We start from the raw sequence: 22,259 nt of genomic DNA on the forward strand, positions 1-22,259 counted from the left end.
GTGCGGGGGGACGGCGCAGGCGCCGGCCCCGATTGCGTGCCGGACCCCGTGGTCCTGGCCATCGTCCCCGTCGGTCCCTGGGGGGTCGCTGAGAGCCTCATCGGGTCGTCACCTCACCGCAGCAGGTAGACGACCGAGAACAGGGCGATCCACACGACGTCGACGAAGTGCCAGTAGTACGACACGACGATCGCCGTGGTGGCCTCGTGGTGCCCGAACCGCTTCGCCGCGAAGGAGCGCCCGAGGAGGAAGAGGAAGGCCAGCAGGCCGCCCACGACGTGCAGGCCGTGGAAGCCCGTCGCCAGGTAGAAGACGGAGCCGTAGGGGCTCGAGGAGATCGTCAGGCCCTCCTGGACGAGCTCCGCGTACTCGTACACCTGGCCGGCGACGAAGATCGCGCCCATGACGAAGGTCAGGGTCATCCACTCGTGCATGCCCCAGCGGTTGACCTGCAGCAGCGAGCCGCTGCGCGAGGGCTGGAACCGCTCGGCCGCCCACACCCCGTACTGGCACGTCACGGACGAGAGCACGAGGATCGTGGTGTTCGTGATGGACAAGGGGATGTTGAGCTTCTCCGTCTGGATCGCCCACTGGTCCGGCACCGCGACGCGCACCGTGAAGTACATGGCGAACAGGGCGGCGAAGAACATGAGCTCGCTCGCCAGCCAGACGATCGTGCCGACCGACACGGGGTTCGGGCGGTTGACGCTCGCGTGAGGGGTGGTGCGCGGGGCAGCCGTTGCAGCAGACACGTCGTCAGTATGGCGGAACAGTGGAGGTCATGGGTCCTTCGACCCACCGGTGGGACCCCTGATCTGTCACACCGTCACCTCCCGGGGCTCAGTGCGACCTCAGCCCGGGGCCCGCGGGAGGGCCGCGAGCCGCGTCGCCCGCGCCTGCCCCGCGCCGTGCCACCATGTCGCCATGAGCAGCGCCGACGCCGGGCTCGCACGGGGCCCGCAGATCCTCCTCTACAGCGACGACGTCGACGTGCGGGCCCAGGTCCGCCTGGCGGTGGGACGGCGCGTGGGGCGCGGGACGCCGGAGATCGGCTGGGTGGAGGTGGCCACGGCGGCCGCGGTGCTGGCGAGCGTGGAGCGCGGCGGCCTGGACCTGCTCGTCCTCGACGGGGAGGCCGACAAGGTGGGCGGCCTGGGCCTGTGCCGGCAGCTCAAGGACGAGGTGTTCGACTGCCCGCCGGTGCTGGTGCTCACCGGACGGCCGCAGGACGCCTGGCTCGCCGCGTGGTCCGAGGCCGACGAGGTGGTGTCCCGCCCGCTGGACCCGCAGCGGCTGCACGAGGCGGTGGCGGGGCTGCTGCGCGGCCCGGAACCGGCGACGACCCCCGTCGCGGCGCCGTGAGCGCGCCAGGCACGGGTACCCCTTCGCCCACGTGGCCGGACCTCCTCGCGGCGCTCGTGCGCGGCGAGGACCTGTCCGCCGAGCGCACCGCCTGGGCCATGGACGAGATCATGGCGGGGGAGGTCCCACCGGCACGCGTCGCGGGCTTCCTCGTGGCGCTGCGGGCCAAGGGCGAGACGGTCGCCGAGCTGACCGGCCTGGCCGACGCCATGCTGGCGCACGCGCGTCGCATCACGGTCCCCGGCCCGACCGTCGACGTCGTCGGCAGCGGCGGCGACCGGGCGCACACGGTGAACATCTCCACCATGGCCTCGCTCGTCGTCGCCGGCGCCGGCGTGCGGGTGGTCAAGCACGGCAACCGCGCCTCCTCCTCGTCGTCGGGTTCGGCGGACGTGCTCGAGGCGCTGGGCATCCGGCTGGACCAGGAGGTCGACCGCGTGCAGGCGCTGGCGACGGAGGTGGGCATCACCTTCTGCTTCGCGCTGACCTTCCACCCGGCCATGCGTCACGCCGGCGTCGCCCGGCGCGACCTCGGGATCGCGACGGCGTTCAACTTCCTCGGGCCGCTGACGAACCCGGCCTCGCCGCGCGCCGCGGCCATCGGGGTGGCCGACGCCCGGATGGCCCCGCTGATGGCCGGCGTGCTGGCCGCCCGCGGGACCAGGGCGCTCGTGTTCCGGGGCGAGGACGGGCTCGACGAGATCGCGCCGACGGCTCCCACGCGGTTCTGGGAGGTGGTCGACGGGCAGGTCCGCGAGGAGCTCGTCGACACGGTCGCCGACCTCGGCACGCCGGCGACGACGCTCGCCGACCTGCGGGGCGCCGACGCGGCGCACAACGCCGAGGTCGCCCGGCGCTTCCTCGCGGGCGAGCGCGGTCCCGTCCGCGACACGGTGCTGCTCAACGCCGCGGCCGCCCTCGTGGCCGACGGCTCCTCGCCCGGAACGGGCACGGGCACGCTCGTGGAGCGCCTGGCGGCCGGTCGTGAGGTCGCGGCGCGGACGGTCGACTCCGGTGCCGCAGCGGACCTGCTCGACCGCTGGCGCGCGGCGGTCGGCACCACGGCCTGACCCGACGGCCAGATCCCCGGCGGCCTGGACCGGCAGGCTCGGCCCCGCGGACCGGCCCGGCGGGCCCTCCCCGTCGACCGTCAGTCGTCGAGGCCCAGGGCGAAGGCCTGGTCCAGGTCGTGCCGGGAGTACGTGCGGAAGGCGATGAACGTCTGCGTGCGCACGACGCCGCGCACCTTCGAGATGCGGTCGGCGATGACGTCGGCCAGCTCCTCGTGCTCGCGCACGCGCACCATCGCGACGAGGTCGACGCCGCCGGTGACGGAGTAGACCTCGCTCACGCCGGGCAGGTCGGCGACGACGGCCGCCACCTCGGGGATGCGGGCGGCCTCGGTGTCGATGTGCACGATGGCGGTGATCATGGGCCCATCATGCCGACCGGCCGCGCAGCACGGGACCCGCGACGGTGACGGGGCGCGCCACGTCCCCTGCCGGGACGTCGTCGTCGTCGGTGCGGGTCGCGAGGAGCACGGCGGTCGTGACCGCGGCCGCCACGTCGGACACCGACTGCGCGCCGCGCACGGGGGAGGCCCAGCCGTCCGGCGCGTGCACCAGACGGACCCCGGGACGGTCGAGCCAGGCGAGCACGAGGTCGGTCTCCTCCGGGTGGCACGCCGGGGCCGGCGCACCGGGCGCGGCCACGTGCTCGGCCGAGGCCCGCAGCGCCTCGACCACCGGACGCGGATCGGTGCGGCGGTCGACACGCGCGGTGGCGGCCAGCCGGCCGTGCCGCACGACGACGAGCTCCCACCCGCCCCCCTCGACGGGGGCGGCCGCGACGAGCTCGGGGGTGCGGGCGAGCGGGCCGATCCGCTGCGTCCGGGCCGCACCGCGCAGGTACGCCTGCAGGCGGTCCCGCACGGTCGTCGCCTCCTCGTAGCGGTGCTGCGCCGCCAGCGCCGTGATCCTGCGGGCGTGCGCGGACACGACGGGCCACGGGTCCCCCGTCATCGCGGCGCGCATCCCATCGACGACCGTCGCGTAGGACGCCAGGTCCTGGCCGCCGGTGCACGGTGCGCCGCAGCGGCCGACCTCGGCCAGCACGCACGCCGACGCCCCGGCGGGCGCGACGGCGGGCAGGCGCCGGGTGCACTGCCGGACGGGGAAGGCGGCGTGCAGGGCCTCGACCGCCAGGGTGGCGGCGCCCGTGGACGGGAACGGCCCGATCCACGCGGCGCCCGGCTCGTCGCGCACCTGGCGGACGACCGACAGCCGGGGGAAGGGTTCGACGGTCAGCCGCACCCACGGCATCCGCTCGGGGAAGCGGGAGCGCCGGTTGTACCGCGGGGAGTGCTCCGTGATGAGCCGCAGCTCGCGCACGCGGGCCTCCAGCGGCGTCGCACACACGACCGCGTCGACCCGCGTGGCGAGCCGCACCATCTCGGTCATCCGGCCGCGCTTCTCCCCCGCGGTGAAGTAGGTGCGCACGCGCGTGCGCAACGACGTGGTGGAGGTGCCGACGTAGAGCACCTCGTCGCGCGGGCCGCGGAAGAGGTAGACGCCGGGCGCGTGCGGCAGGCCGTCGGCCAGGGTGCGCTTGCGGCGCACGTCGGCCGGCACGGGGTCGGCCGCCGTGGCCAGGTCCTCGAGGTGCGTGACGCCCAGCGGGGCCAGCCGTGCGAGGAGCGCGTGCAGGACGTCGACGGTCGCCTGCGCGTCCCCCAGGGCCCGGTGCTCGGGGACCACGGAGGCGTGGAACAGCGCCGCGAGCGTGGCCAGCCGGTGGTTCGGCGCCTCGTCGCGCGTCACGACGCGCCGGGCGAGCCGGACCGTGTCGACCACGGGGAAGCCCGGCCAGGGGTGGCCCGTGCGGCGAGCGGCGGCGGTGAGGAAGCCGACGTCGAACGGTGCGTTGTGCGCGACGAGGACGCAGCCGCGCGCGAACTCGAGGAACGCGGGCAGCACCTCCTCGATGCGCGGCGCCCCGACGAGCATCGCCGTCGTGATGCCCGTGAGCACCTGGATCTGCGGCGGGACCGGCTCGCCCGGGTCGACGAGGGTGGCGAACTCGCCCAGCACCTGGCCGCCCCGGACCTTGACCGCGCCGATCTCGGTGATCCCGCACTCGGCGGCGGACCCGCCCGTCGTCTCGAGGTCGACGACGACGAAGGTCACCTCGTGCAGGGGGGTGCCGAGGTCGTCGAACCCGACCTGCAGGCCCGGCGCCAGGTGCGTGCCCACGCCCGCGACCACCGCCTGCGCCGACGCCGCGGCGGCGCGGGCGCCCCGGTCGGTCGGCACGCGCGGGGGGAGGGGGTCGGGCATGGCGGGGACGGTAGCCCGGGCCACCGACACGGCGGCCCGGACACGCCTGCCCGGGCGCGCCGGGGCGGGACCGGCATCAGGGCGCGGAGGTCCCCGGGGTGCCGTCGTACAGCGCGTCCACGTCCGCGGCGAAGTCCTTGAGGACCTCCGCCCGGCGGATGCTGAGCTTGGGCGTCAGGTGCCCGCCGGCGATGGTGAGGTCGGTGGCGAGGACCCGGTAGCGGCGGATGGACTCCGCGCGCGAGACCTCCTCGTTGGCGGCGGCGACGGCGGCGTCGAGCGCGGCGACCACCTCGGGGTCGGTGGCCGCCTCGGCGGGCGTCATCGCCGGGCGCCCGTGCGTGGCCAGCCACCCGGGCAGCCCCTCCGCGTCGAGGGTGACGAGCGCGCCGATGTACGGCCGCTGGTCCCCGACGACGACCACCTGGCTGATGAGCGGGTGCGCGCGCAGCCGGTCCTCGAGGACCGTCGGGGCGACGTTCTTGCCGCCGGCCGTCACGATGATCTCCTTCTTGCGGCCGGTGATGCGCAGGTAGCCGTCCTCGTCGAGCGCGCCGAGGTCGCCCGTGCGGAACCACCCGTCGTCGAACGCCTCCGCGGTGGCCGCCTCGTTGCGGTGGTAGCGGGGGAACACGCCGACGCCGCGCACCTGGATCTCGCCGTCGGCCGCGATGCGCAGGGAGGTGCCGGGCATCGCGGGCCCGACGGTGCCGATCTTGGCGCGCTCCGGCCGGTTGACCGTGGCCGGTGCCGTCGTCTCCGTCAGGCCGTAGCCCTCGAGGACCGTCAGGCCGCACCCGCGGTAGAAGTGGCCCAGGCGCTCGCCCAGCGGGGCGCCGCCCGAGATGGCCCACTGCGCCCGCCCGCCGAGCGCCCGCCGGATCTTCGACAGCACGAGCGCGTCGAGCACCCGGTGCTGCAGGCGCAGGACGAGCCCCGGGCCCCCCGGCGTGTCCAGGGCACGGGACCACGCGACGGCGGTGTCCGCGGCGCGGTGGAAGATCGCGGCGCGGCCGGCGGCGGCGGCCTTCTGCTCCGAGCTGTTGTAGACCTTCTCGAACACGCGCGGGACCGCCAGGACGAACGTCGGGTGGAACGCCCCGAGGTCGCGCAGGAGGTCCGTTGTGTCGGCGGTGTGCCCCAGCACCGCCCCCGACGCCACGCACAGCACCTCGATGAACCGGGCGAAGACGTGCGCGAGCGGCATGAACAGCAGCGTCCGCGCGCCGGGCGCGCTGATGACGACGCCGAGCTGCTCGACGGCGTTGGCCGAGAGCTCGGCGAAGTTGCCGTGCGTGAGCGGCACGCCCTTCGGCCGGCCGGTGGTGCCGGAGGTGTAGATGATCGTGGCGGTGTCGTCCAGGGTCGCCAGGGACGCCCGGCGCGCCATCTCCTCGTCGGGCACGTCGGCCCCGGCGGCGACGAGGGTCGCGACGGCGCCCTCGTCGAGCACGAGCACCGTGCGCAGCGAGGGCGTCCGGTCGCGCACCCGCTCCACCGTGGCGGCGTGCTGCGGGGTCTCGACGACCATGAGCCCCACCTCCGCGTCGCCGACGATCCACGCGACCTGCTCCGCCGCCGACGTCTCGTAGAGCGGCACGGGCACGGCGCCGGCGGCCCACGCGGCGAAGTCGAGGAGGGTCCACTCGTAGCGGGTGCGCGACATGAGGCCGACCCGGTCGCCCGGCCCGACGCCGAGGGCGACGAGGCCCCGCGCGACGGCGAGCACCTCGTCCGCGAAGGCGCGCGCGGTGACGGGCTGCCAGTCGGGGTGGCCGCGCTCGGCGAGGACGCTGCCCGGCGTCCCCGCGACGCGGCGCGCGAGCAGGTCGTTCAGGTTGCTCGCGCGGTCGAGCTCCACGAGCAGGGGGGCGTGCGACTCGTCCATGCTGACTCCCTCGGCAGGCGTGACGGGTCCCACGACTTTACGGGACGGACGTCGCGCACGGCGGCCCAGGACGGCCGGTAGCGTGTCGGCGCGCCCGGTGCCCGGACGCCAGGGGACGAAGGACCGACGGACAGGGAGCCAACGGACGCATGCACGCCATCGGGGTCGACATCGGCGGGACCAAGATCGCGGCGGGCGTCGTGTCCGCGGACGGCGAGCTGCTGGCCTCGACGCGCCGCCCGACCGACCCCACGGACGCGGCGAGCGTCGACGCCGGCGTCGTGGACGCGTGCCGTGAGCTCATGGGCTCCTACGAGGTCGGGGCGATCGGCCTGGCGGCGCCGGGCTTCATCGGCACCGACCGCGCGACGGTGCGGTTCACGCCGAACCTGCCGTGGCGTGACCACCCGCTGCGGGACAACGTCGCCCGCGAGCTGGGGGAGGGGCTGCGCATCGTCGTCGAGAACGACGCCAACGCGGCGGGCTGGGCCGAGTTCCGGTTCGGCGCCGCGCGCGACGCGGACGACATGCTGCTGCTGACCATCGGCACGGGTCTGGGCGGCGCGGTCGTCGTCGACGGCCACCTCGTGCGCGGCGCCTGGGGCGTCGCGGCCGAGGTCGGGCACATGCGCGTCGTCCCCGGCGGGCACTACTGCGGCTGCGGCCACGAGGGCTGCTGGGAGCAGTACGCGTCGGGCTCCGCGCTGGTGCGCGAGGCGCAGGCGCACATGGTGACCTTCCCCGAGCGGTCCGAGCGGCTGCTCGAGCTCGCGGGCGGCCGGCCCAAGAAGCTCAAGGGCCAGCACGTCACCCAGGCGGCGCAGGAGGGCGACCCCCTGGCGGTGGAGCTGCTGGCGACGCTCGGCCGGTGGATCGGCGAGGGGAGCGCGTCCGTGGCGGCGCTGCTCGACCCGGCGCTCATCGTCGTGGGCGGTGGCGTGGCGGAGGCCGGGGACCTGCTGCTGGGCCCGGTGCGCCAGGGGTTCACCGAGCAGCTGTCGGCGCGCGGGCACCGGCCCGAGGCCCGCATCGTCGCGGCGGAGATGGGCAACGACGCCGGCATGGTCGGCGCCGCGGAGCTGGCGCGGCACTGACGTCGCACCCGTCCGACAGCAGGCCGGGCACCGGCGACGGCCGTCGTCGTGACGGCCGTCGTCGTGACGGCCGTCGTCGCGCCGCCCGCCGTCAGACGACCGCGCCGTCGTCGGGGTCGTCGGGGTCCCGCCGGTGCGGCATCCGCCACACGAGCACGGCGATGCCCAGCAGGAAGACGACCCCGGCCGCCTGCAGCACCGAGGCGGGCGCCCCGGGCCACGCGACGAGCGCGACGACCACGAGCAGCGGCGCACCGACCACGGCCAGCCACGCGGCGGTGCGCAGCGGCTCGCCACCGAGGACCGGTCCGGGGTCCGGCGGGACGAAGCGCTCGGCCTCGTCGACGCGGCGCTCCGCCGCGTCCATCCGGTCGGTGGCGTCCCAGGACCGGCCGTCCGCCCCGGGCAGCGGGGCGGGGACGGGCGCGTCGGCGGTGCCGCGACCGCCCGCACCCGCCGCGTCGTCCCCCGGGGCGCGCCGCGCGGGACGCACCGTGCGGGGCTGCAGCCCCGCGGGACCGACGGCGGGCGGCGTGCCGGCCGCGTCGTCGCCGCGCGCGCCGTCCGACGCCTCGTCGGGGGACGTCGCGGCCGGACCGCCGGACGACGCCCCCGCGGGGGCCGTGCCGGCACCCCCACCCGTCGCGCCCGGTGCCCCGTCCATGCCGCCCATGCCACGCAGGCGCGCGACGAGGTCCTCCCAGACGTCGTCCGCCGCGTGGCCGGAGGCGTCGGCGGCGGGGTCATCGGGGCGCTGCGGCATGGATGCACTCTAGAGTCGTCCCCTGACGCCGGGCACGGCGGCGGTTCCCGGCGCGGTCCCCGGCGCGGCCCGCCCGACGCGCCGGCGCCGGACGGGTGCTGCCGGAGGACCGGCGGGACGGGCGGGACGAGAGGCGGGGCGTTGTTCTACTGGCTGATGAAGCGGGTCTTCGTGGGTCCGCTCCTGCGCCTCGTGTACCGCCCGTGGGTGCGCGGCGCCGGGAACGTGCCGACGGACGGCCCGGCCATCTTCGCCAGCAACCACCTCGCCGTCATCGACTCCTTCTTCCTCCCGCTCGTCATCGACCGCGAGCTCGTGTTCATCGGCAAGCAGGAGTACTTCACGGGCAGCGGCCTCAAGGGCCGGCTCACCGCGGGCTTCATGAAGGGCGTGGGCACCATCCCGGTCGACCGCGGCGGCGGCAAGGCCAGCGAGGCGGCGCTGCACACGGGCCTGCGGCGCCTGGGCGAGGGCAAGCTGTTCGGCATCTACCCCGAGGGCACGCGCAGCCCCGACGGCCGCCTCTACCGGGGGAAGACGGGCATCGCGCGCCTGGCGCTGGAGTCCGGGGCGCCGGTCGTGCCGGTCGCGATGGTCGGCACGGACGTGGCGCAGCCCGTCGGCCGCCGCATCCCCAAGGTCATGCGCATCGGCATCGTCATCGGCGAGCCGCTCGACTTCAGCCGCTACCAGGGCATGGAGAACGACCGCTTCATCCTGCGCTCGGTCACCGACGAGATCATGTACGCGATCATGAGCCTGTCGGGGCAGGAGTACGTCGACGTGTACGCCGCCACCCAGAAGGCGCGCATCGCCTCGGGGCACCCCGCGGCCGCGGGCGACACCGCCGCCGGTCCCGCGGTGGCCCCCGGCGGTCGACCGGCGCCCGACGTCCAGGTACCGGTCCCCCCGCAGGACGAGGGCGGCTCCTCAGTAGGATGACCGCGGCCCCCGCGGCGGGACCGGCCGGCGTGCGCCCGCGCGCGTCCCCGGCCGGGACCAGCAGCCCGGGTGGCCACGTCCCCGGACCGCACCCCGGCACCGGGGGCCGTCCGTCGCAGAGCCCGTGCCGCGGGCTCGCCTACGAGAGGTGTGTCCCATGTCGGTCCGTCGCGTCGCCCTCCTCACCGCGGGTGGCTTCGCTCCGTGCCTGTCCTCGGCCGTCGGGGGGCTGATCGAGCGCTACACCGAGATCGCGCCCGAGGTCGAGATCATCGCGTACCAGCACGGCTACCACGGCCTGCTGCTCGGGGACAAGGTCGTCGTGTCCGACGAGGTGCGGGCGAACGCCGGCATCCTGCACCGGTTCGGCGGCTCGCCCATCGGCAACTCGCGGGTCAAGCTCACCAACGTCGCCGACTGCGTGAAGCGCGGCCTCGTGCAGGAGGGGCAGGACCCGCTGCAGGTGGCGGCCGACCAGCTCAAGGCGGACGGCGTCGACGTGCTGCACACCATCGGCGGCGACGACACGAACACCACGGCCGCGGACCTCGCCGCCTACCTCGCCGACAACGGCTACGGCCTGACGGTCGTGGGGCTGCCCAAGACCATCGACAACGACGTCGTGCCGATCAAGCAGTCCCTCGGTGCCTGGACGGCGGCCGAGGAGGCCGCCGGCTTCGCCGCGAACATCATCGGCGAGCACCGCTCCGGGCCCCGCATGCTCATCGTCCACGAGGTCATGGGCCGGCACTGCGGCTGGCTGACGGCGGCCTCCGCCGTGGCGTACCGCAAGTGGCTCGACCAGCAGGAGTGGGTGCCGGGCATCGGCCTGGCGCGCGAGCGCTGGGACGTCCACGCCGTGTTCCTCCCCGAGCTGGCGCTCGACATCGACGCGGAGGCCGCGCGGCTCAAGGGCATCATGGACGCCCAGGGCAACGTGAACGTCTTCCTGTCCGAGGGCGCCGGCATGCACGAGATCGTCGAGCAGCTCGAGGCCTCCGGCCAGGAGGTCGGGCGCGACGCGTTCGGCCACGTCAAGCTCGACACCATCAACCCGGGCCAGTGGTTCGCCAAGCAGTTCGCGGAGAAGCTCGGCGCCGAGAAGGTCATGGTGCAGAAGTCCGGGTACTTCTCGCGTGCCGCGGCGGCCAACGCCGAGGACCTGCGCCTCATCAAGTCCATGACCGACCTGGCGGTGGAGTGCGCGCTGCGCGGCGAGGCCGGGGTCATCGGGCACGACGAGGAGGACGGCGACCGGCTCAAGGCCATCGCGTTCCCGCGCATCGCCGGCGGCAAGCCGTTCGACGTGCAGCAGCCGTGGTTCGGCGCGCTCCTGGCGGACATCGGGCAGGACCTCGTCCCGGCGGACCACGCGTGAGCGTCGAGGCCGACCCGCGGGTCCTCGAGGGCCTCGACGCCTGGCGCGCCCTGCCGGCCGTGCAGCAGCCGGCCTGGCCGGACGCGGGACGGCTCGCGCAGGTGACCGGGCGCCTCGCGTCGCTGCCGCCGCTCGTCTTCGCCGGGGAGGCCGACGACCTGCGCGCACGCCTGGCGGCGGCGGGCCGGGGCGAGGCCTTCCTGCTGCAGGGCGGGGACTGCGCGGAGACCTTCGCGGAGGCGACGGGGGACCGCATCCGGCACAAGATCATGACGATCCTGCAGATGGCGGTCGTGCTCACGTACGGCGCCAGCCTGCCGGTCATCAAGATGGGCCGCATGGCGGGGCAGTACGCCAAGCCCCGCAGCGCCGACACCGAGACGCGCGACGGCGTCACGCTCCCGGCGTTCCGCGGCGACATCATCAACGGGTACGACTTCACGGCGCAGGCGCGCACGCCCGACCCGCAGCGCCTCCTCGAGGCGTACCACACCTCCGCGGCGACGCTGAACCTCGTGCGCGCCTTCACCACCGGCGGCTTCGCGTCGCTGCAGCGGGTGCACGAGTGGAACCGCGGGTTCATGCAGAACCCGGCCTACAGCCGGTACGAGGAGATCGCGGCGGAGATCGACCGGGCCATCCGGTTCATGGCGGCCTGCGGGGCGGACTTCGACGCCCTGCGCACGGTCGACTTCTTCGCCAGCCACGAGGGGTTGCTGCTGGACTACGAGCGGCCGCTCACGCGGATCGACTCCCGGACGGGCCGGCCGTACGACTGCTCGGGCCACTTCCTGTGGATCGGCGAGCGGACCCGCCAGCTCGACGGGGCGCACGTCGACTACTTCTCCCGCGTGCACAACCCGCTGGGGATCAAGCTCGGCCCCACGGCGACGGGCGACGACGCGCTGGCCCTCATGGACCGGCTCAACCCCACGGCCGAGCCGGGCCGCATCACCTTCATCACCCGTATGGGTGCCGGCCGCGTGCGCGACCTGCTCCCGTCGCTGGTGGAGAAGGTGGCGGCCGACGGGCGGCCCGTCACCTGGGTGTGCGACCCCATGCACGGCAACGGCATCACGTCCGCCAGCGGCTACAAGACGCGCCGGTTCAGCGACGTCATGGACGAGGTCGCGGGCTTCTTCGAGGTGCACCGTGCGCTCGGCACCGTGCCGGGCGGGTTGCACATCGAGCTGACCGGCGACGACGTGACGGAGGTGCTCGGCGGCTCGGAGGAGATCGACGAGGAGGGCCTCGCGCGGCGGTACGAGACGCTCGTCGACCCGCGGCTGAACCACCAGCAGTCGCTGGAGATGGCGTTCCAGGTGGTGGAGCTGCTGCGCCAGCACTGAGGCGCACGAGCACGACCGGCACGCACGCAGGGCCGGCCCCGGGCACGGGGCCGGCCCTGCGTGCCGTCGGCCCGGCGCAGGGCGAGGCCCGCGGCCGCGCTAGACGACGGTCAGCGTGACGGTGGTGCCCTTGCGCACCTGGTCACCCGGGTCGACGCTCTGCGACCGGACGGTCCCGAAGATGCCCCCGAGGACGTTCGTCCGGTCGGCGCGCAGCCCGAGGGCCTCGAGCGCCGCGGCCGCGTCGTCGTACTGCCGGCCGGTCAGGTCGGGCACCTCGACGAGCTCGGGCCCCTTCGAGACGACGACGGTCACCGTGTCCCGGCGGTGGCCGGCGGTCCCGGAGGCGGGGTCCTGCGAGACGACCCGGCCGGCGTCGACGGTGTCCGAGAAGGCCTCCTCGACCACCACCTCCAGCGCGTCCTGCGACAGCGCCGCACGGGCAGCGTCCAGCGTCTGCCCGACGACCGAGATGATCGTCACGGGCGCGGGCCCCTGCGAGACGGTCAGCGTCACCACCGAGCCGCGCTCGAGCTGGCCGCCCTCGAGCGGTGCGCCGTCGGGCCGTGCGGCGCCGAGGACGAAGCCCGGGCCGGCGGCGTCGTCGTACGCCTGCTCGTACGCCACCTGGAGGTCGGCGGCGGCCAGCACGGCGGCGGCGTCGGCCTGCAGCGCGCCGACCACCCCCTCGGTCGGCACGTCGACGAGGTCCGGCCCGAGGGACACGGTGTAGCCGACGACGGCGTCGAGGGGGACCGACGTCCCCGGTGCGGGGTCGCTGGCGACGACGCTGCCGACGGGCTCGTCGCTGAAGGTCTCGCCCCGCTCGCCCCGCAAGCCCGCGTCCTGCAGCAGCGCGACCGCGGCCGCCTCCTCGCGCCCGACGAGGGCCGGCACCGCCACGCGGGCGCCCGGTCCGGCGGCGAACCACCAGGCGGCGACGCCGCCGCCGCCGAGGAGCAGGAGCACGGCGAGGACCGCGAGCAGCGCGCCCCGCCGACGGCGTCGTCCGTGCGGGGGCGGGACCTCGTCGTCGTCGAACGCGGCGGCGCCGATGGGCAGGGCCACCGTCGTCCCGGGACCCGAGGCGAGTCGGGTCGTCGCCCCGTCGTCGTCGGCGCGGGGGTCGTCGTCCCACCCCTCCCCGGTGCCGTCGCCGCCGCCCGATCCCGCACCCGGAGCCGGGAGCGAAGGGGGGACGTCGGGGCGCCGGGACAGCACGGCCGCGTCCAGCGCGCCCCGTGTGCGGCGCAGCAGCGCGAGCGCCGCGCCCGCGTGCTCGGGCCGCTCGTCCGCGTCGGGGGCGGTCAGCGCGGCGACGAGCTCGTCGAGCTCGACCGGCAGCCACGGCACGAGGGCCGACGGTGCCGGGACGCGCTCCTTGACGTGCTGCAGCGCCACCATGAGCGGCGTCTCGCCCGTGAAGGGCTGCCGCCCGGTGAGCATCTCGTACAGCAGGATCCCGCACGCGTACACGTCGGTGCGCGCGTCGCTCGCGCCGTGCGCGACGAGCTCCGGCGCCAGGTACGCCACGGTGCCGAGCATCGTCCCCGTGGAGGTGGACGTCACCTCCGTGACGGCGCGCGCGAGCCCGAAGTCGGCGAGCTTGACGCGGCCGTCGGCGGCGAGCAGGACGTTCTCCGGCTTGATGTCCCGGTGCACGAGGCCCTGGCGGTGGGCGGTCGCGAGCGCGTCGAGCACGTCCTCCGCGACGCCCAGCGCCTCGCCCGGCGTCAGCGCCCCGAGCTCCCCGAGCCGCCGGCGCAGGTTCGACCCGTCGACGTACTCCATCGTCAGGTAGGAGGTGTCGCCGTCGAGGCCCTGGTCGTAGACGGCCACGAGCCCCGGGTGCGTGAGCCGGGCCGCGGTCCGCGCCTCCCGGCGGAACCGGGCCACGAACTCGCTGCCCGAGGCGCCCTCCGCCAGGTGCGGGTGCATGACCTTCACGGCGACCTCGCGGTCGAGCCGCCGGTCGACGCCGAGGTACACCGTGGCCATGCCGCCGCGGGCGATGCGCGCCACGACGGCGTACCGGCCGTCGACGAGACGGCCGATCATCGGGTCGGCGGCGGGTGCCCTCACGGCGCGCAGTCTACGGTCGGCCCCGGTCGGGGACCGGGAGGCGCCGACCGTCAGCCGAACCGCGTCATGAGCGTCTGCACGCTCGCGACGTACCGGCGGGTGTCGGCGTACATCCCGTTCTTCCGCACGGACGCGGCGCCCTGGTAGTAGCCGGCGATGGCGCTGGGCAGGTCGGCCGACGTGCGCACCAGCGAGCGCAGGATCGCCACGCCGGCCACGACGTTGTCGTCCGGGTGCAGCAGGTCCAGCGGGCGCCCCACGAGCTGCGAGGCCCACTCGCCGGAGGACGGGATCACCTGCATCGTCCCGATCGCGTTGGCGGGGGAGACGGCCGTGTGGTTGAAGCCCGACTCCTGGAAGGCGACGGCCTGCGCGAGGGCGGGGTCGACGCCCATGGCGCGGGCCGTGGCGGCGACCTTGGCCTGCATGTCCGCCTTCGACGGTACGCCGGCGCGCACGAGCGCGGCCTTGTTGGCGTTGGCCGCGGCGACCACGTCGTCGGCGTAGGTCCTCCCCGCGAACGTGTTGCCGACGCTCGCGGGGGCGGGTGCGGCGGGGGTGGCTGCCGCGGCCACGGGCACGGTCAGCACCTGCCCCTCACGGATGAAGGCCCGGGCGTCCAGGCCGTTCGCGGCGACGACCGCGGCGACGGTGGTGCCGGTCCGGGCGGCGATGGCGCCCACGGTGTCGCCGCGGCGGACCGTGACGGAGGTCGTGGCGGTGCTCACGGCCGCCGCGGCGACCGCGGGCGCCGGTGCCGCGGCCGCTCCCGCGCCGGGGATCTGCAGCGTCTGGCCCGCGCGGATGAAGGCCCGGGAGTCCAGCCCGTTGGCGGCGACGATGGCGGCGACGGAGCTGCCCGTCCGGGCGGCGATGGCGCCGACGGTGTCGCCGGTGACGACGGTGTAGGCGGTGGCGGCCGGCGCCGGGGGAGCGGCAGGAGCCGCTGCGGCGGCGCGCGGGGCGGACGGTGCGCCGGTCGGGACGGTGAGCACCTGGCCCTCGCGGATCCGGTGCACGTCGGCGAGGCGGTTGGCGTCCGCGATCGCGCGGACGCTGCTGCCGGTGCGGGCGGCGATGGCGCTGACCGTGTCGCCAGAGCGCACCCTCACCTGCTCGTCGGCGTGCGCGGGCGCCGCGCCGCCCGCCACGGCGGCGGCGGCGATGACGAGGGTGGCGCCGGTGCTGGGACCGACGCGGCGCATCGCGCCGGTCCGGGTGCTGGACGTCATGGGTGCTCTCCAGGGTGCCGTCGCTCCCCACCACGGGGCGGACGGACGTGCTCGGCGCGGCGGCCGGGATGGCACCGCGGTGGGACTGCTGTGACTGCCGTGAACAGTGGGACTGCTGTGACGGATCGACCGTAGACGACGTCGGATGAGCGCGGGTAGTCGGACGGCGGAGTTCCACGGGTGTGATTCGGCGCGGCGTCCTGGAGCGCCGCCGCCTCGTTACGCTGCCGCCGTGGACCCGCAGCAGACCCCCGCCGCCGACCCCCTCGACTCCCTCGTCGGGGAGTGGCTGACCGTCCCCGACGTCGCCGAGCGTCTGGGCACCGACCCGGGCAAGGTCCGCCGGATCCTCCAGGAGGGCCGGCTCGTCGGCGTCCGCCGCGGGACGCCGCCCGTGCTGCAGGTGCCGGCCGACTTCCTGGTGCCGGGCCACCTGGCCAACCCGGCGGCCCCGTCCCGCGCGGAGGACCTCCCGCGCTGGACGGTGCTCGCGGCCCTGCAGGGCACGCTCACCGTCCTGTCGGACGCCGGGTTCTCCGCCGAGGAGGCGGTGACCTGGCTCTTCACGCCCGACGAGAGCCTGCCGGGCACGCCCATGTCCGCCCTGCGCGAGGGCCGCAAGACCGAGGTGCGCCGCCGAGCGCAGGCCGAGCTCTAGGTAGACGTCTAGGCCCGACGGTCAGGCCCGGGGTCAGGCTCGGCGGTCCACCGCGGCGCGGGCGAGGCCCAGCAGGCGCGAGCGCCCGGGCTCCGCCCAGTCGGCGGCCTCCGCCGCGTCGAGGGCCTGGCGGGCGAGCGCGTCGATGAGGGCCTCGACCTCGTCCACCGCGCCGCTCGCCTGGATGGCGGCGGCCAGCTCCGCGACCTGGACGGGCGACATGGACCGGTCCCCGAGTCGCCTCCGCACGAGCGCCTCGGTCGCGGTGTCCCCGGCCGCACGGGCCGCGGCCACCGCGCGGGCCACGAGCACGGTGCGCTTGCCCTCGAGCAGGTCGTCACCGGCCGGCTTGCCCGTCGTCGTCGGGTCCCCGAAGACCCCCAGCAGGTCGTCGCGGAGCTGGAACGCCTCGCCGAGGGGCAGCCCCACCGCCCGGAGCGCGGCGAGCTGCACCGTCGACGCGTCCGCGAGGCACGCCCCCAGCACGAGGGGGTGCTCCACGGAGTAGCGGGCGGCCTTGGCACGGACCACCTGCCGCGCGCGGCGCTCGTCGGCGGCAGGCTCCTCGCCCCACGGCAGGACCTGGGCGAGCACGTCGAGGTACTGCCCCACGGTCACCTCCGTGCGCATGAGGTCGAAGACCGCGCGCGCCGACCGGGCGCGCGGCGCCGGCGCGTCCGCGAGCGCCGCGGCGAACTCCTGCTCGCTGGCGACGAGAGCCAGGTCGCCGAGGAGGATCGCGGCCGAGGTGCCGAACTGGTCGGCGCGGCCCGACCAGCCGTGAGCGGTGTGCCGGGCGGCGAAGGCCCGGTGCGCGGCGGGCCGGCCGCGGCGCGTGTCCGACTCGTCCATCACGTCGTCGTGGAAGAGCGCGGCGGCCTGGAACAGCTCGAGCGACGCCCCCACGCGCAGCGCCGCCTCGGCCTCCGGCGTCCCCGGACGCCCGCCGTGCGCGCGGAAGGACCAGTAGCAGAAGGCCGCGCGCAGCCGCTTGCCGCCCCGCAGCATCTCCTCGAGGGCGTCGGCGACGGGTCCGTCGTCGCCGGCCTGCGCCAGCACCGGCCGGAGGCGCACGAGGTGCTCCTCCACGCGCTGCCCGACGAGGGCGCGCACGTCCTCGACGCCCAGGACCTCCGTGTCGCTCACGCGGGCACTCTAGGTGCCGGTCGCGCGGACGGTGCCGCCCAGCGTCGCCGTGCGCGTGTCCCCGTCGTCGACGACGCCGAGCACGAGCAGCTCGCCGCCCTCGGAGCGCGCGAAGGTGCTCTGGGCCGCCAGCCCGGCCGGCGGTGCCGTCGACGTCTCCGTGAACCCGGCGGCCAGCAGGGGGTCCCGCAGGGCGGCGACGAGGGCCGCGACGTCCGCCGGCGACCGCAGGTTGAGGCTGATGCTCGTCAGGTCGGTGCCCTCGACGGGCTGCGCGGACGACACCAGCACCTCCGCACCCTCGGGCACGGGGACCAGGTCCGCCGGGAAGCCCTCGGCGAGAGCGCCGACGGTGCCGGCCGACGGGTCCGTCGAGGGCAGCACGCCCGTCGGGGCGGCCGTCGGCGTCAGCAGCGCGGTCGCGCCCGCCGGCGGGTCGAGCCGGGCCGGCGCGCTCGTGCTGCACCCGGCGACCCCGGCGCCCGCGGCGGCCACCAGCAGGGTGGCGACGACCCGACGGGGTGCGCGAACGGTCGGGACGGCGGGGCGCGGCACGCCGTCACTGTAGGTGAGCCACCCGCGGCGCGGCGCGGCGCCGCCGAGCCGTCCCCAGCCCGGTCGACCCACCTCCCCGTCCACCTCCGGTCCGCGCGGGACCCGCGACGGGGCCTCCGTCGGGTGGGCTGCGCGGCATGGAACCCGTGACCCTCCGCGTGGCCGAGGCCCGCGAGCTGCTGTCCCTCCTGCCGCACCGGCTCGGCTTCGCGCCCGAGGAGAGTGCCGTGGTCGTGAGCTTGCGCCCGCCGCGCGGGGAGGTGGGCCTGGTCGCGCGGGTGGACCTGGCGGGCCTCGGGCGGCCCGAGGAGGGCGGGCGGCTCGCGCGCACGCTCGTCGGGCACCTGGGCCGGGACGGGGCGGCGCACGCCCTCCTCGTCCTCTACGTGCCCGAGGACCCGCGCACGCACCGCCGCCCCGACGTCGTCGCCGCCGTGGCCGTGCTGCGCGGCGCGGCGGAGCCCGTGCTCGGGGAGGTGCCGTGCTGGGTCGTCGCGGGGACGGGGTACCTGTCCCTCGACTGCACGGACCCCGCGTGCTGCCCACCGGGCGGGAGGCCGCTGCGCGAGCTCGAGTCGACGCAGGTCGGCGCCACGATGGTGGTCGCCGGCAGCGTCGTCCTCGCCTCTCGCGACGAGGTGGGCGTGGTGCGCCCCGCACCGGGGGAGGCGCGACGTGCGACCGCCCGGGCGCGGCGGCGGGCGGAGGACCGTCGCGCGGCCGCGCTCGCCGCACCGGGCACCGCCGCGCACGCGGTGTGGCGGTCCGACACGCTCGCCGCCTGGCGCCGTCTCGTGGACGCGACGGAGGCGGGACGGACGCCCGCCCCGCCGGACCTCGGCCGGGTGGAGGCGGGCCTGACGGACGCGACGGTGCGGGACGCGGTCCTGGTCACCTTCGTGCCCGGCACCGGGGACCTCGCCGAGCGCACGCTGGCGCCGGCCGGCCCCGCGCGGGACCGCGGCGAGGACGACGAGCTCGGCCGCGCGTTGTCCGCCCTGGTCGACCCGGTCGCCGGCGTCCGCCCGCCGGGCGCCGCCGCGGCCCTGGTGCGTGCCCTGGAGGCGGTCGTCGCGCACGGGCGGAGGGGCGCGCAGGCACCGGCCCGGACGCTCCTGGCGCTCCTGGCGTGGTGGCACGGCGACGGGGTGCGGGCCGCGGCGCACGTGGACGCCGCCCTGGCCGACGACCCCGCGCACGGGTTGGCGCTCCTCCTGCGCGACGTGGGCGAGGCAGGGCTGCCGCCGGGGTGGGCACGGCGCGAGCGGTCGGCGCGTGTCCCCTAGGTGCCGGGGGGCCCGCCCGGCCGGCCCGGGCGCTCGCGGCGTGCGGCCGTCGCCCCTCGGGTACGGTCGCACCTACGACGGCGGCGCCGGCGACGGGGCCCCTCCGGTGCCCGGCCGGCCCGCGACCAGTCCTGCACGCGGCCGGGCGGAGGGGAGAGCTGATGAGCATCGTCGTGGGGTACGTCGCGACGCCCGAGGGCCGGGCGGCGTTGGACGCCGCCGTGGCCGAGTCGCGGATGCGCTCCCTGCCGGTGCTGCTCGTCGCCAGCCTGGGGCCCGACGGGGACGCGGGCGGGCGCGCCGCCCTGGAGGACGAGCTGGCGGAGGTCGGCCGGCGGCTCGAGGCCGAGGGGGTGCCGCACGAGGTCCGGGTGATGGAGGGCGGCGATGTGGCCGACGACCTCATCTCCACCGCGGAGAGCACCGGGGCCGCCCTCGTCGTCCTGGGCCTGCGCCGCCGCAGCCCGGTCGGCAAGCTCATCCTCGGCGTCAACGCCCAGCGGGTGCTGTTCGACGCGCCCTGCCCGGTCCTGACGGCCAAACCTTCCGCCTGACCGGCGACGCCGGTCGCCGCCGTCGGTCGGCGACGGGAATACGGCGCGCCGGGGGTCCGTTGTGGCGTGGGTCCGACCCCGTCCCCACCCGTCGGGTCGCCCGACCGGGTGCTGGGGGTCGTCCGAGCACCCGCCGTCCCCCGTGCGGGGCTCCTCGCCGGTCCGCAGGTGGTCGGTACAATATCCACCACCCCTTCCGGACGCCCTCCGGTTCGTGCTGCCGAAAGGTCCTCTGTGACGTCCCAGACCACGCATCCCGCGCTGCCCCGTGAGTTCGAGCACCCCGCCCTCCAGGACCTGGTCCGGCGCGGTCGCACGCACGGTGGTGTCGACGCGGCCGAGGTCCGTGCCGCGTGCGAAGGCGCCGACGTGCAGGACGCCAAGCGTCTGCGTGCCGTGCTCCGCGGCCTCGCGACGGCCGGCATCGAGGTGAAGGACGCCGTGGCCGCGCCGGCCCGTGCGGTCGCCGCGACGACGGCACGGACCCGGCCGAAGAGCGAGGCGGCCGTGGACGGCGAGGACGCCCCCGCCCGCCCCGCCCGTGCGAAGGCGGCGACCGCCAGGACCGCGACGAAGCCCGCCGCGGCGAAGGCCGTCACCGCTGCGAAGCCCACCAAGGCGGCTGCGGCCAAGGCCACGACGGCCAAGGCCGCCGCGACCAAGCCCGTCAAGGGCGCGCCGGTGGACGGCGACGACGAGGCGCTGGTGGAGGAGGACGGCCCGACCGCCGGGGCCGACCTCGAGGACGTCGCGATCGAGGAGGTCGAGGAGACCGACGAGGTCGTCGTGGCCCCCGAGGAGGACGCCACCGACGAGGTCGAGGCCGCGCCCGCCGCCGCGCGCTCCGAGGAGGGGGACGACGCCACCGGCTTCGTCGTCTCGGACGCCGACGACGACGACGCCCCCGCGCAGCAGGTCGTGACGGCCGGCGCCACGGCCGACCCGGTCAAGGACTACCTCAAGCAGATCGGCAAGGTCGCGCTCCTCAACGCGGAGCAGGAGGTCGAGCTCGCCAAGCGGATCGAGGCGGGCCTCTTCGCGGAGGAGCGCCTGGCGTCCGGCACGCAGATGGACGCCACCATGGAGCGCGAGCTCAAGTGGATCGCGCACGACGGCCGGCGCGCCAAGAACCACCTGCTCGAGGCGAACCTGCGCCTCGTCGTCTCCCTGGCCAAGCGCTACACGGGCCGCGGCATGCTGTTCCTGGACCTCATCCAGGAGGGCAACCTCGGTCTCATCCGTGCGGTCGAGAAGTTCGACTACACCAAGGGCTACAAGTTCTCGACGTACGCCACGTGGTGGATCCGTCAGGCCATCACGCGCGCGATGGCCGACCAGGCCCGCACCATCCGCATCCCGGTGCACATGGTCGAGGTCATCAACAAGCTGGCCCGCGTCCAGCGCCAGATGCTCCAGGACCTGGGCCGCGAGCCCACCCCGGAGGAGCTGGCCAAGGAGCTGGACATGACGCCCGAGAAGGTCGTCGAGGTCCAGAAGTACGGCCGCGAGCCGATCTCCCTGCACACGCCGCTCGGCGAGGACGGGGACAGCGAGTTCGGGGACCTCATCGAGGACTCCGAGGCCGTCGTCCCGGCCGACGCCGTCAGCTTCACGCTGCTGCAGGAGCAGCTGCACCAGGTGCTCGACACGCTGTCGGAGCGCGAGGCCGGCGTCGTGTCCATGCGGTTCGGCCTCACCGACGGCCAGCCGAAGACGCTGGACGAGATCGGCAAGGTCTACGGCGTCACGCGTGAGCGGATCCGGCAGATCGAGTCCAAGACGATGTCGAAGCTGCGGCACCCGTCGCGGTCGCAGGTACTGCGCGACTACCTCGACTGACCCGGCCTGCGGTCGCACGACACGACGGCCCCGTCCCTCAGGGACGGGGCCGTCGTGCTGCCCGGACGCAGGCGGAGGACGAAGGTCCCGCGGGCGTGGGGCCGTGCGCCCCTAGCGTGGGCGGCACGACCGGGGGTGGGGCAGCCACCGTCCCCCTCCCGTCGTGCGCGGCGCGCCGCGCGGCAGGGGGTGCCGTCGACGGCCGGGGGGCCGGGGACGACGACGGGCCCGGACCGTGGTCGGTCCGGGCCCGTCGGCCCTGCGGCGTCCTGCTCGACGCGCAGCGAGGTCGGTGTCGGGAGGTCAGGTCAGCGTGCGGCCGCACCCGCGCCGGCACCGTGCTCGGCGTGGAGGCGGTCGGTCTCGTCCTGGACGTGGGTGGCCACGTCCGCGAACTTGGGGGCGTGCTCGCGCGCGTGGTGCGCGCAGAACAACAGGTCTCCGGCGTCCAGCACCACCCGGACGTACGCCTGCGCGCCGCAACGGTCGCAGCGGTCGGCCACGGTCAGAGGTGCGCTCATCGTGGTGTTCACGATGTCAGTCAACCATCCGAGGTCGGCATCCATGCCGTGAGGATCGACCGGTTCGCCCCCGGCGTACAGGTTTCCACCCGGTCGTCTCCGGACCGCAACACGGCGGTGACCTGGCCGTCACACCCCGTCGCGCCGTCGGCGGCGGCCCCTGCCGGCGCCCCCACCCGCTCCACCTGCGCCGCGCCCCGTCCCCGCGGTCGTCGGACGGCGGCCGGGACCACCCCTCCGGGTGGTCTGTGGTGCTGACCACCCGTCCGAGGGAT

20 protein-coding genes are annotated in these 22,259 nt (G+C 76.0%); 10 read left to right on the plus strand and 10 right to left on the minus strand.

The window, feature by feature from the left end; translation table 11 throughout:
• Positions 1-113 precede the first annotated feature (113 nt).
• The gene (gene ctaE, locus BM048_RS02960) at positions 114-752 is read right to left on the minus strand and encodes an aa3-type cytochrome oxidase subunit III (RefSeq protein WP_090030695.1); all 639 of its coding nucleotides are present in this window, start codon (positions 750-752) and stop codon (positions 114-116) included.
• Positions 753-924: 172 nt separating this feature from the next.
• Between ctaE and BM048_RS18380 the strand changes: the two genes are divergently transcribed.
• Positions 925-1,362 carry a response regulator gene (locus BM048_RS18380; RefSeq protein WP_203708648.1) on the plus strand — a complete coding sequence of 146 codons (438 nt, stop codon included), beginning with the start codon at positions 925-927 and terminating at the stop codon, positions 1,360-1,362.
• Positions 1,359-2,432 carry an anthranilate phosphoribosyltransferase gene (trpD, locus tag BM048_RS18385; protein WP_203708646.1) on the plus strand — a complete coding sequence of 358 codons (1,074 nt, stop codon included), beginning with the start codon at positions 1,359-1,361 and terminating at the stop codon, positions 2,430-2,432. The genes BM048_RS18380 and trpD overlap by 4 nt, the downstream gene beginning before the upstream one ends.
• Before the next feature lie 80 nt (positions 2,433-2,512).
• Here trpD and BM048_RS02970 read toward each other — a convergent pair whose 3' ends face one another.
• The 3 genes from BM048_RS02970 to BM048_RS02980 all read right to left on the minus strand — a co-directional run bounded on the left by BM048_RS02970 (position 2,513) and on the right by BM048_RS02980 (position 6,585).
• Positions 2,513-2,794: an Lrp/AsnC family transcriptional regulator gene (locus tag BM048_RS02970; protein ID WP_090030700.1), complete on the minus strand. Its 282-nt coding sequence runs from the start codon at positions 2,792-2,794 to the stop codon at positions 2,513-2,515.
• 7 nt (positions 2,795-2,801) lie between these two features.
• On the minus strand, positions 2,802-4,697 hold the full coding sequence (locus BM048_RS02975) for a DEDD exonuclease domain-containing protein (RefSeq protein ID WP_090030702.1): 1,896 nt from the start codon (positions 4,695-4,697) through the stop codon (positions 2,802-2,804).
• A 76-nt stretch (positions 4,698-4,773) separates the two neighbouring features.
• Positions 4,774-6,585: an AMP-dependent synthetase/ligase gene (locus tag BM048_RS02980; RefSeq protein ID WP_090030704.1), complete on the minus strand. Its 1,812-nt coding sequence runs from the start codon at positions 6,583-6,585 to the stop codon at positions 4,774-4,776.
• Between the two features lie 149 nt (positions 6,586-6,734).
• Here BM048_RS02980 and BM048_RS02985 point away from each other — a divergent pair, with 149 nt between their 5' ends.
• A complete protein-coding gene (locus tag BM048_RS02985) occupies positions 6,735-7,679 on the plus strand; it encodes an ROK family glucokinase (protein WP_090030706.1) in 945 nt (314 codons plus the stop codon).
• 91 nt (positions 7,680-7,770) lie between these two features.
• Here the strand turns inward: BM048_RS02985 and BM048_RS02990 are convergent, their stop codons facing one another.
• Positions 7,771-8,442, minus strand: coding sequence for a hypothetical protein (locus tag BM048_RS02990; protein ID WP_090030708.1), 672 nt, complete (start codon positions 8,440-8,442; stop codon positions 7,771-7,773).
• Between the two features lie 156 nt (positions 8,443-8,598).
• Here BM048_RS02990 and BM048_RS02995 point away from each other — a divergent pair, with 156 nt between their 5' ends.
• The 3 genes from BM048_RS02995 to BM048_RS03005 all read left to right on the plus strand — a co-directional run bounded on the left by BM048_RS02995 (position 8,599) and on the right by BM048_RS03005 (position 12,111).
• The gene (locus BM048_RS02995; RefSeq protein WP_090030710.1) at positions 8,599-9,384 is read left to right on the plus strand and encodes a lysophospholipid acyltransferase family protein; all 786 of its coding nucleotides are present in this window, start codon (positions 8,599-8,601) and stop codon (positions 9,382-9,384) included.
• 157 nt (positions 9,385-9,541) lie between these two features.
• Positions 9,542-10,762, plus strand: a complete 1,221-nt coding sequence (locus BM048_RS03000) for a pyrophosphate--fructose-6-phosphate 1-phosphotransferase (protein WP_090030712.1) — start codon at positions 9,542-9,544, stop codon at positions 10,760-10,762.
• Positions 10,759-12,111, plus strand: a complete 1,353-nt coding sequence (locus BM048_RS03005; RefSeq protein ID WP_090030714.1) for a class II 3-deoxy-7-phosphoheptulonate synthase — start codon at positions 10,759-10,761, stop codon at positions 12,109-12,111. The genes BM048_RS03000 and BM048_RS03005 overlap by 4 nt, the downstream gene beginning before the upstream one ends.
• Positions 12,112-12,210: 99 nt before the next feature.
• Here the strand turns inward: BM048_RS03005 and pknB are convergent, their stop codons facing one another.
• On the minus strand, positions 12,211-14,193 hold the full coding sequence (gene pknB, locus BM048_RS03010; protein ID WP_308439459.1) for a Stk1 family PASTA domain-containing Ser/Thr kinase: 1,983 nt from the start codon (positions 14,191-14,193) through the stop codon (positions 12,211-12,213).
• Between the two features lie 50 nt (positions 14,194-14,243).
• Entirely contained in the window at positions 14,244-15,425 is a 1,182-nt protein-coding gene (locus BM048_RS03015) for a LysM peptidoglycan-binding domain-containing protein (protein ID WP_090030718.1), read from the minus strand.
• A gap of 232 nt (positions 15,426-15,657) precedes the next feature.
• On the opposite strand from BM048_RS03015, the gene BM048_RS03020 reads away from it, so the two are divergent.
• Complete coding sequence (locus BM048_RS03020) at positions 15,658-16,083, plus strand: Rv2175c family DNA-binding protein (protein WP_090030720.1); 426 nt, start codon at positions 15,658-15,660, stop codon at positions 16,081-16,083.
• A 33-nt stretch (positions 16,084-16,116) separates the two neighbouring features.
• Here the strand turns inward: BM048_RS03020 and BM048_RS03025 are convergent, their stop codons facing one another.
• A complete protein-coding gene (locus tag BM048_RS03025) occupies positions 16,117-17,229 on the minus strand; it encodes a polyprenyl synthetase family protein (RefSeq protein ID WP_090030722.1) in 1,113 nt (370 codons plus the stop codon).
• Between the two features lie 9 nt (positions 17,230-17,238).
• Positions 17,239-17,784, minus strand: a complete 546-nt coding sequence (locus BM048_RS03030; protein ID WP_239078567.1) for a hypothetical protein — start codon at positions 17,782-17,784, stop codon at positions 17,239-17,241.
• Positions 17,785-17,921: 137 nt separating this feature from the next.
• Between BM048_RS03030 and BM048_RS03035 the strand changes: the two genes are divergently transcribed.
• From BM048_RS03035 to BM048_RS03045, 3 genes are all read left to right on the plus strand, one after another.
• Positions 17,922-19,070: a DUF4192 domain-containing protein gene (locus tag BM048_RS03035; protein WP_090030724.1), complete on the plus strand. Its 1,149-nt coding sequence runs from the start codon at positions 17,922-17,924 to the stop codon at positions 19,068-19,070.
• Positions 19,071-19,231: 161 nt separating this feature from the next.
• Positions 19,232-19,624, plus strand: a complete 393-nt coding sequence (locus tag BM048_RS03040) for a universal stress protein (RefSeq protein ID WP_090030726.1) — start codon at positions 19,232-19,234, stop codon at positions 19,622-19,624.
• A gap of 234 nt (positions 19,625-19,858) precedes the next feature.
• Positions 19,859-21,463, plus strand: a complete 1,605-nt coding sequence (locus BM048_RS03045) for an RNA polymerase sigma factor (protein ID WP_090030729.1) — start codon at positions 19,859-19,861, stop codon at positions 21,461-21,463.
• Between the two features lie 308 nt (positions 21,464-21,771).
• On the opposite strand, the gene BM048_RS03050 is transcribed toward BM048_RS03045, so the two are convergent.
• A complete protein-coding gene (locus BM048_RS03050) occupies positions 21,772-22,029 on the minus strand; it encodes a DUF7455 domain-containing protein (RefSeq protein WP_175499232.1) in 258 nt (85 codons plus the stop codon).
• Positions 22,030-22,259 lie beyond the last annotated feature (230 nt).

The sequence above is a fragment of the Cellulomonas marina genome (assembly GCF_900111925.1).
Taxonomy (GTDB): Bacteria; Actinomycetota; Actinomycetes; order Actinomycetales; family Cellulomonadaceae; genus Cellulomonas; species Cellulomonas marina.

Coding starts and splice junctions, on each gene's coding strand:
- BM048_RS03050 (WP_175499232.1), bottom strand. CDS start 22,029: ATGGATGCCGACCTCGGATGGTTGACTGACATCGTGAACACCACGATG.
- BM048_RS02985 (WP_090030706.1), top strand. CDS start 6,735: ATGCACGCCATCGGGGTCGACATCGGCGGGACCAAGATCGCGGCGGGC.
- BM048_RS03040 (WP_090030726.1), top strand. CDS start 19,232: ATGAGCATCGTCGTGGGGTACGTCGCGACGCCCGAGGGCCGGGCGGCG.
- BM048_RS02990 (WP_090030708.1), bottom strand. CDS start 8,442: ATGCCGCAGCGCCCCGATGACCCCGCCGCCGACGCCTCCGGCCACGCG.
- BM048_RS18380 (WP_203708648.1), top strand. CDS start 925: ATGAGCAGCGCCGACGCCGGGCTCGCACGGGGCCCGCAGATCCTCCTC.
- BM048_RS02975 (WP_090030702.1), bottom strand. CDS start 4,697: ATGCCCGACCCCCTCCCCCCGCGCGTGCCGACCGACCGGGGCGCCCGC.
- BM048_RS03000 (WP_090030712.1), top strand. CDS start 9,542: ATGTCGGTCCGTCGCGTCGCCCTCCTCACCGCGGGTGGCTTCGCTCCG.
- BM048_RS02970 (WP_090030700.1), bottom strand. CDS start 2,794: ATGATCACCGCCATCGTGCACATCGACACCGAGGCCGCCCGCATCCCC.
- BM048_RS02980 (WP_090030704.1), bottom strand. CDS start 6,585: ATGGACGAGTCGCACGCCCCCCTGCTCGTGGAGCTCGACCGCGCGAGC.
- BM048_RS03015 (WP_090030718.1), bottom strand. CDS start 15,425: ATGACGTCCAGCACCCGGACCGGCGCGATGCGCCGCGTCGGTCCCAGC.
- BM048_RS03035 (WP_090030724.1), top strand. CDS start 17,922: ATGGAACCCGTGACCCTCCGCGTGGCCGAGGCCCGCGAGCTGCTGTCC.
- BM048_RS02995 (WP_090030710.1), top strand. CDS start 8,599: ATGAAGCGGGTCTTCGTGGGTCCGCTCCTGCGCCTCGTGTACCGCCCG.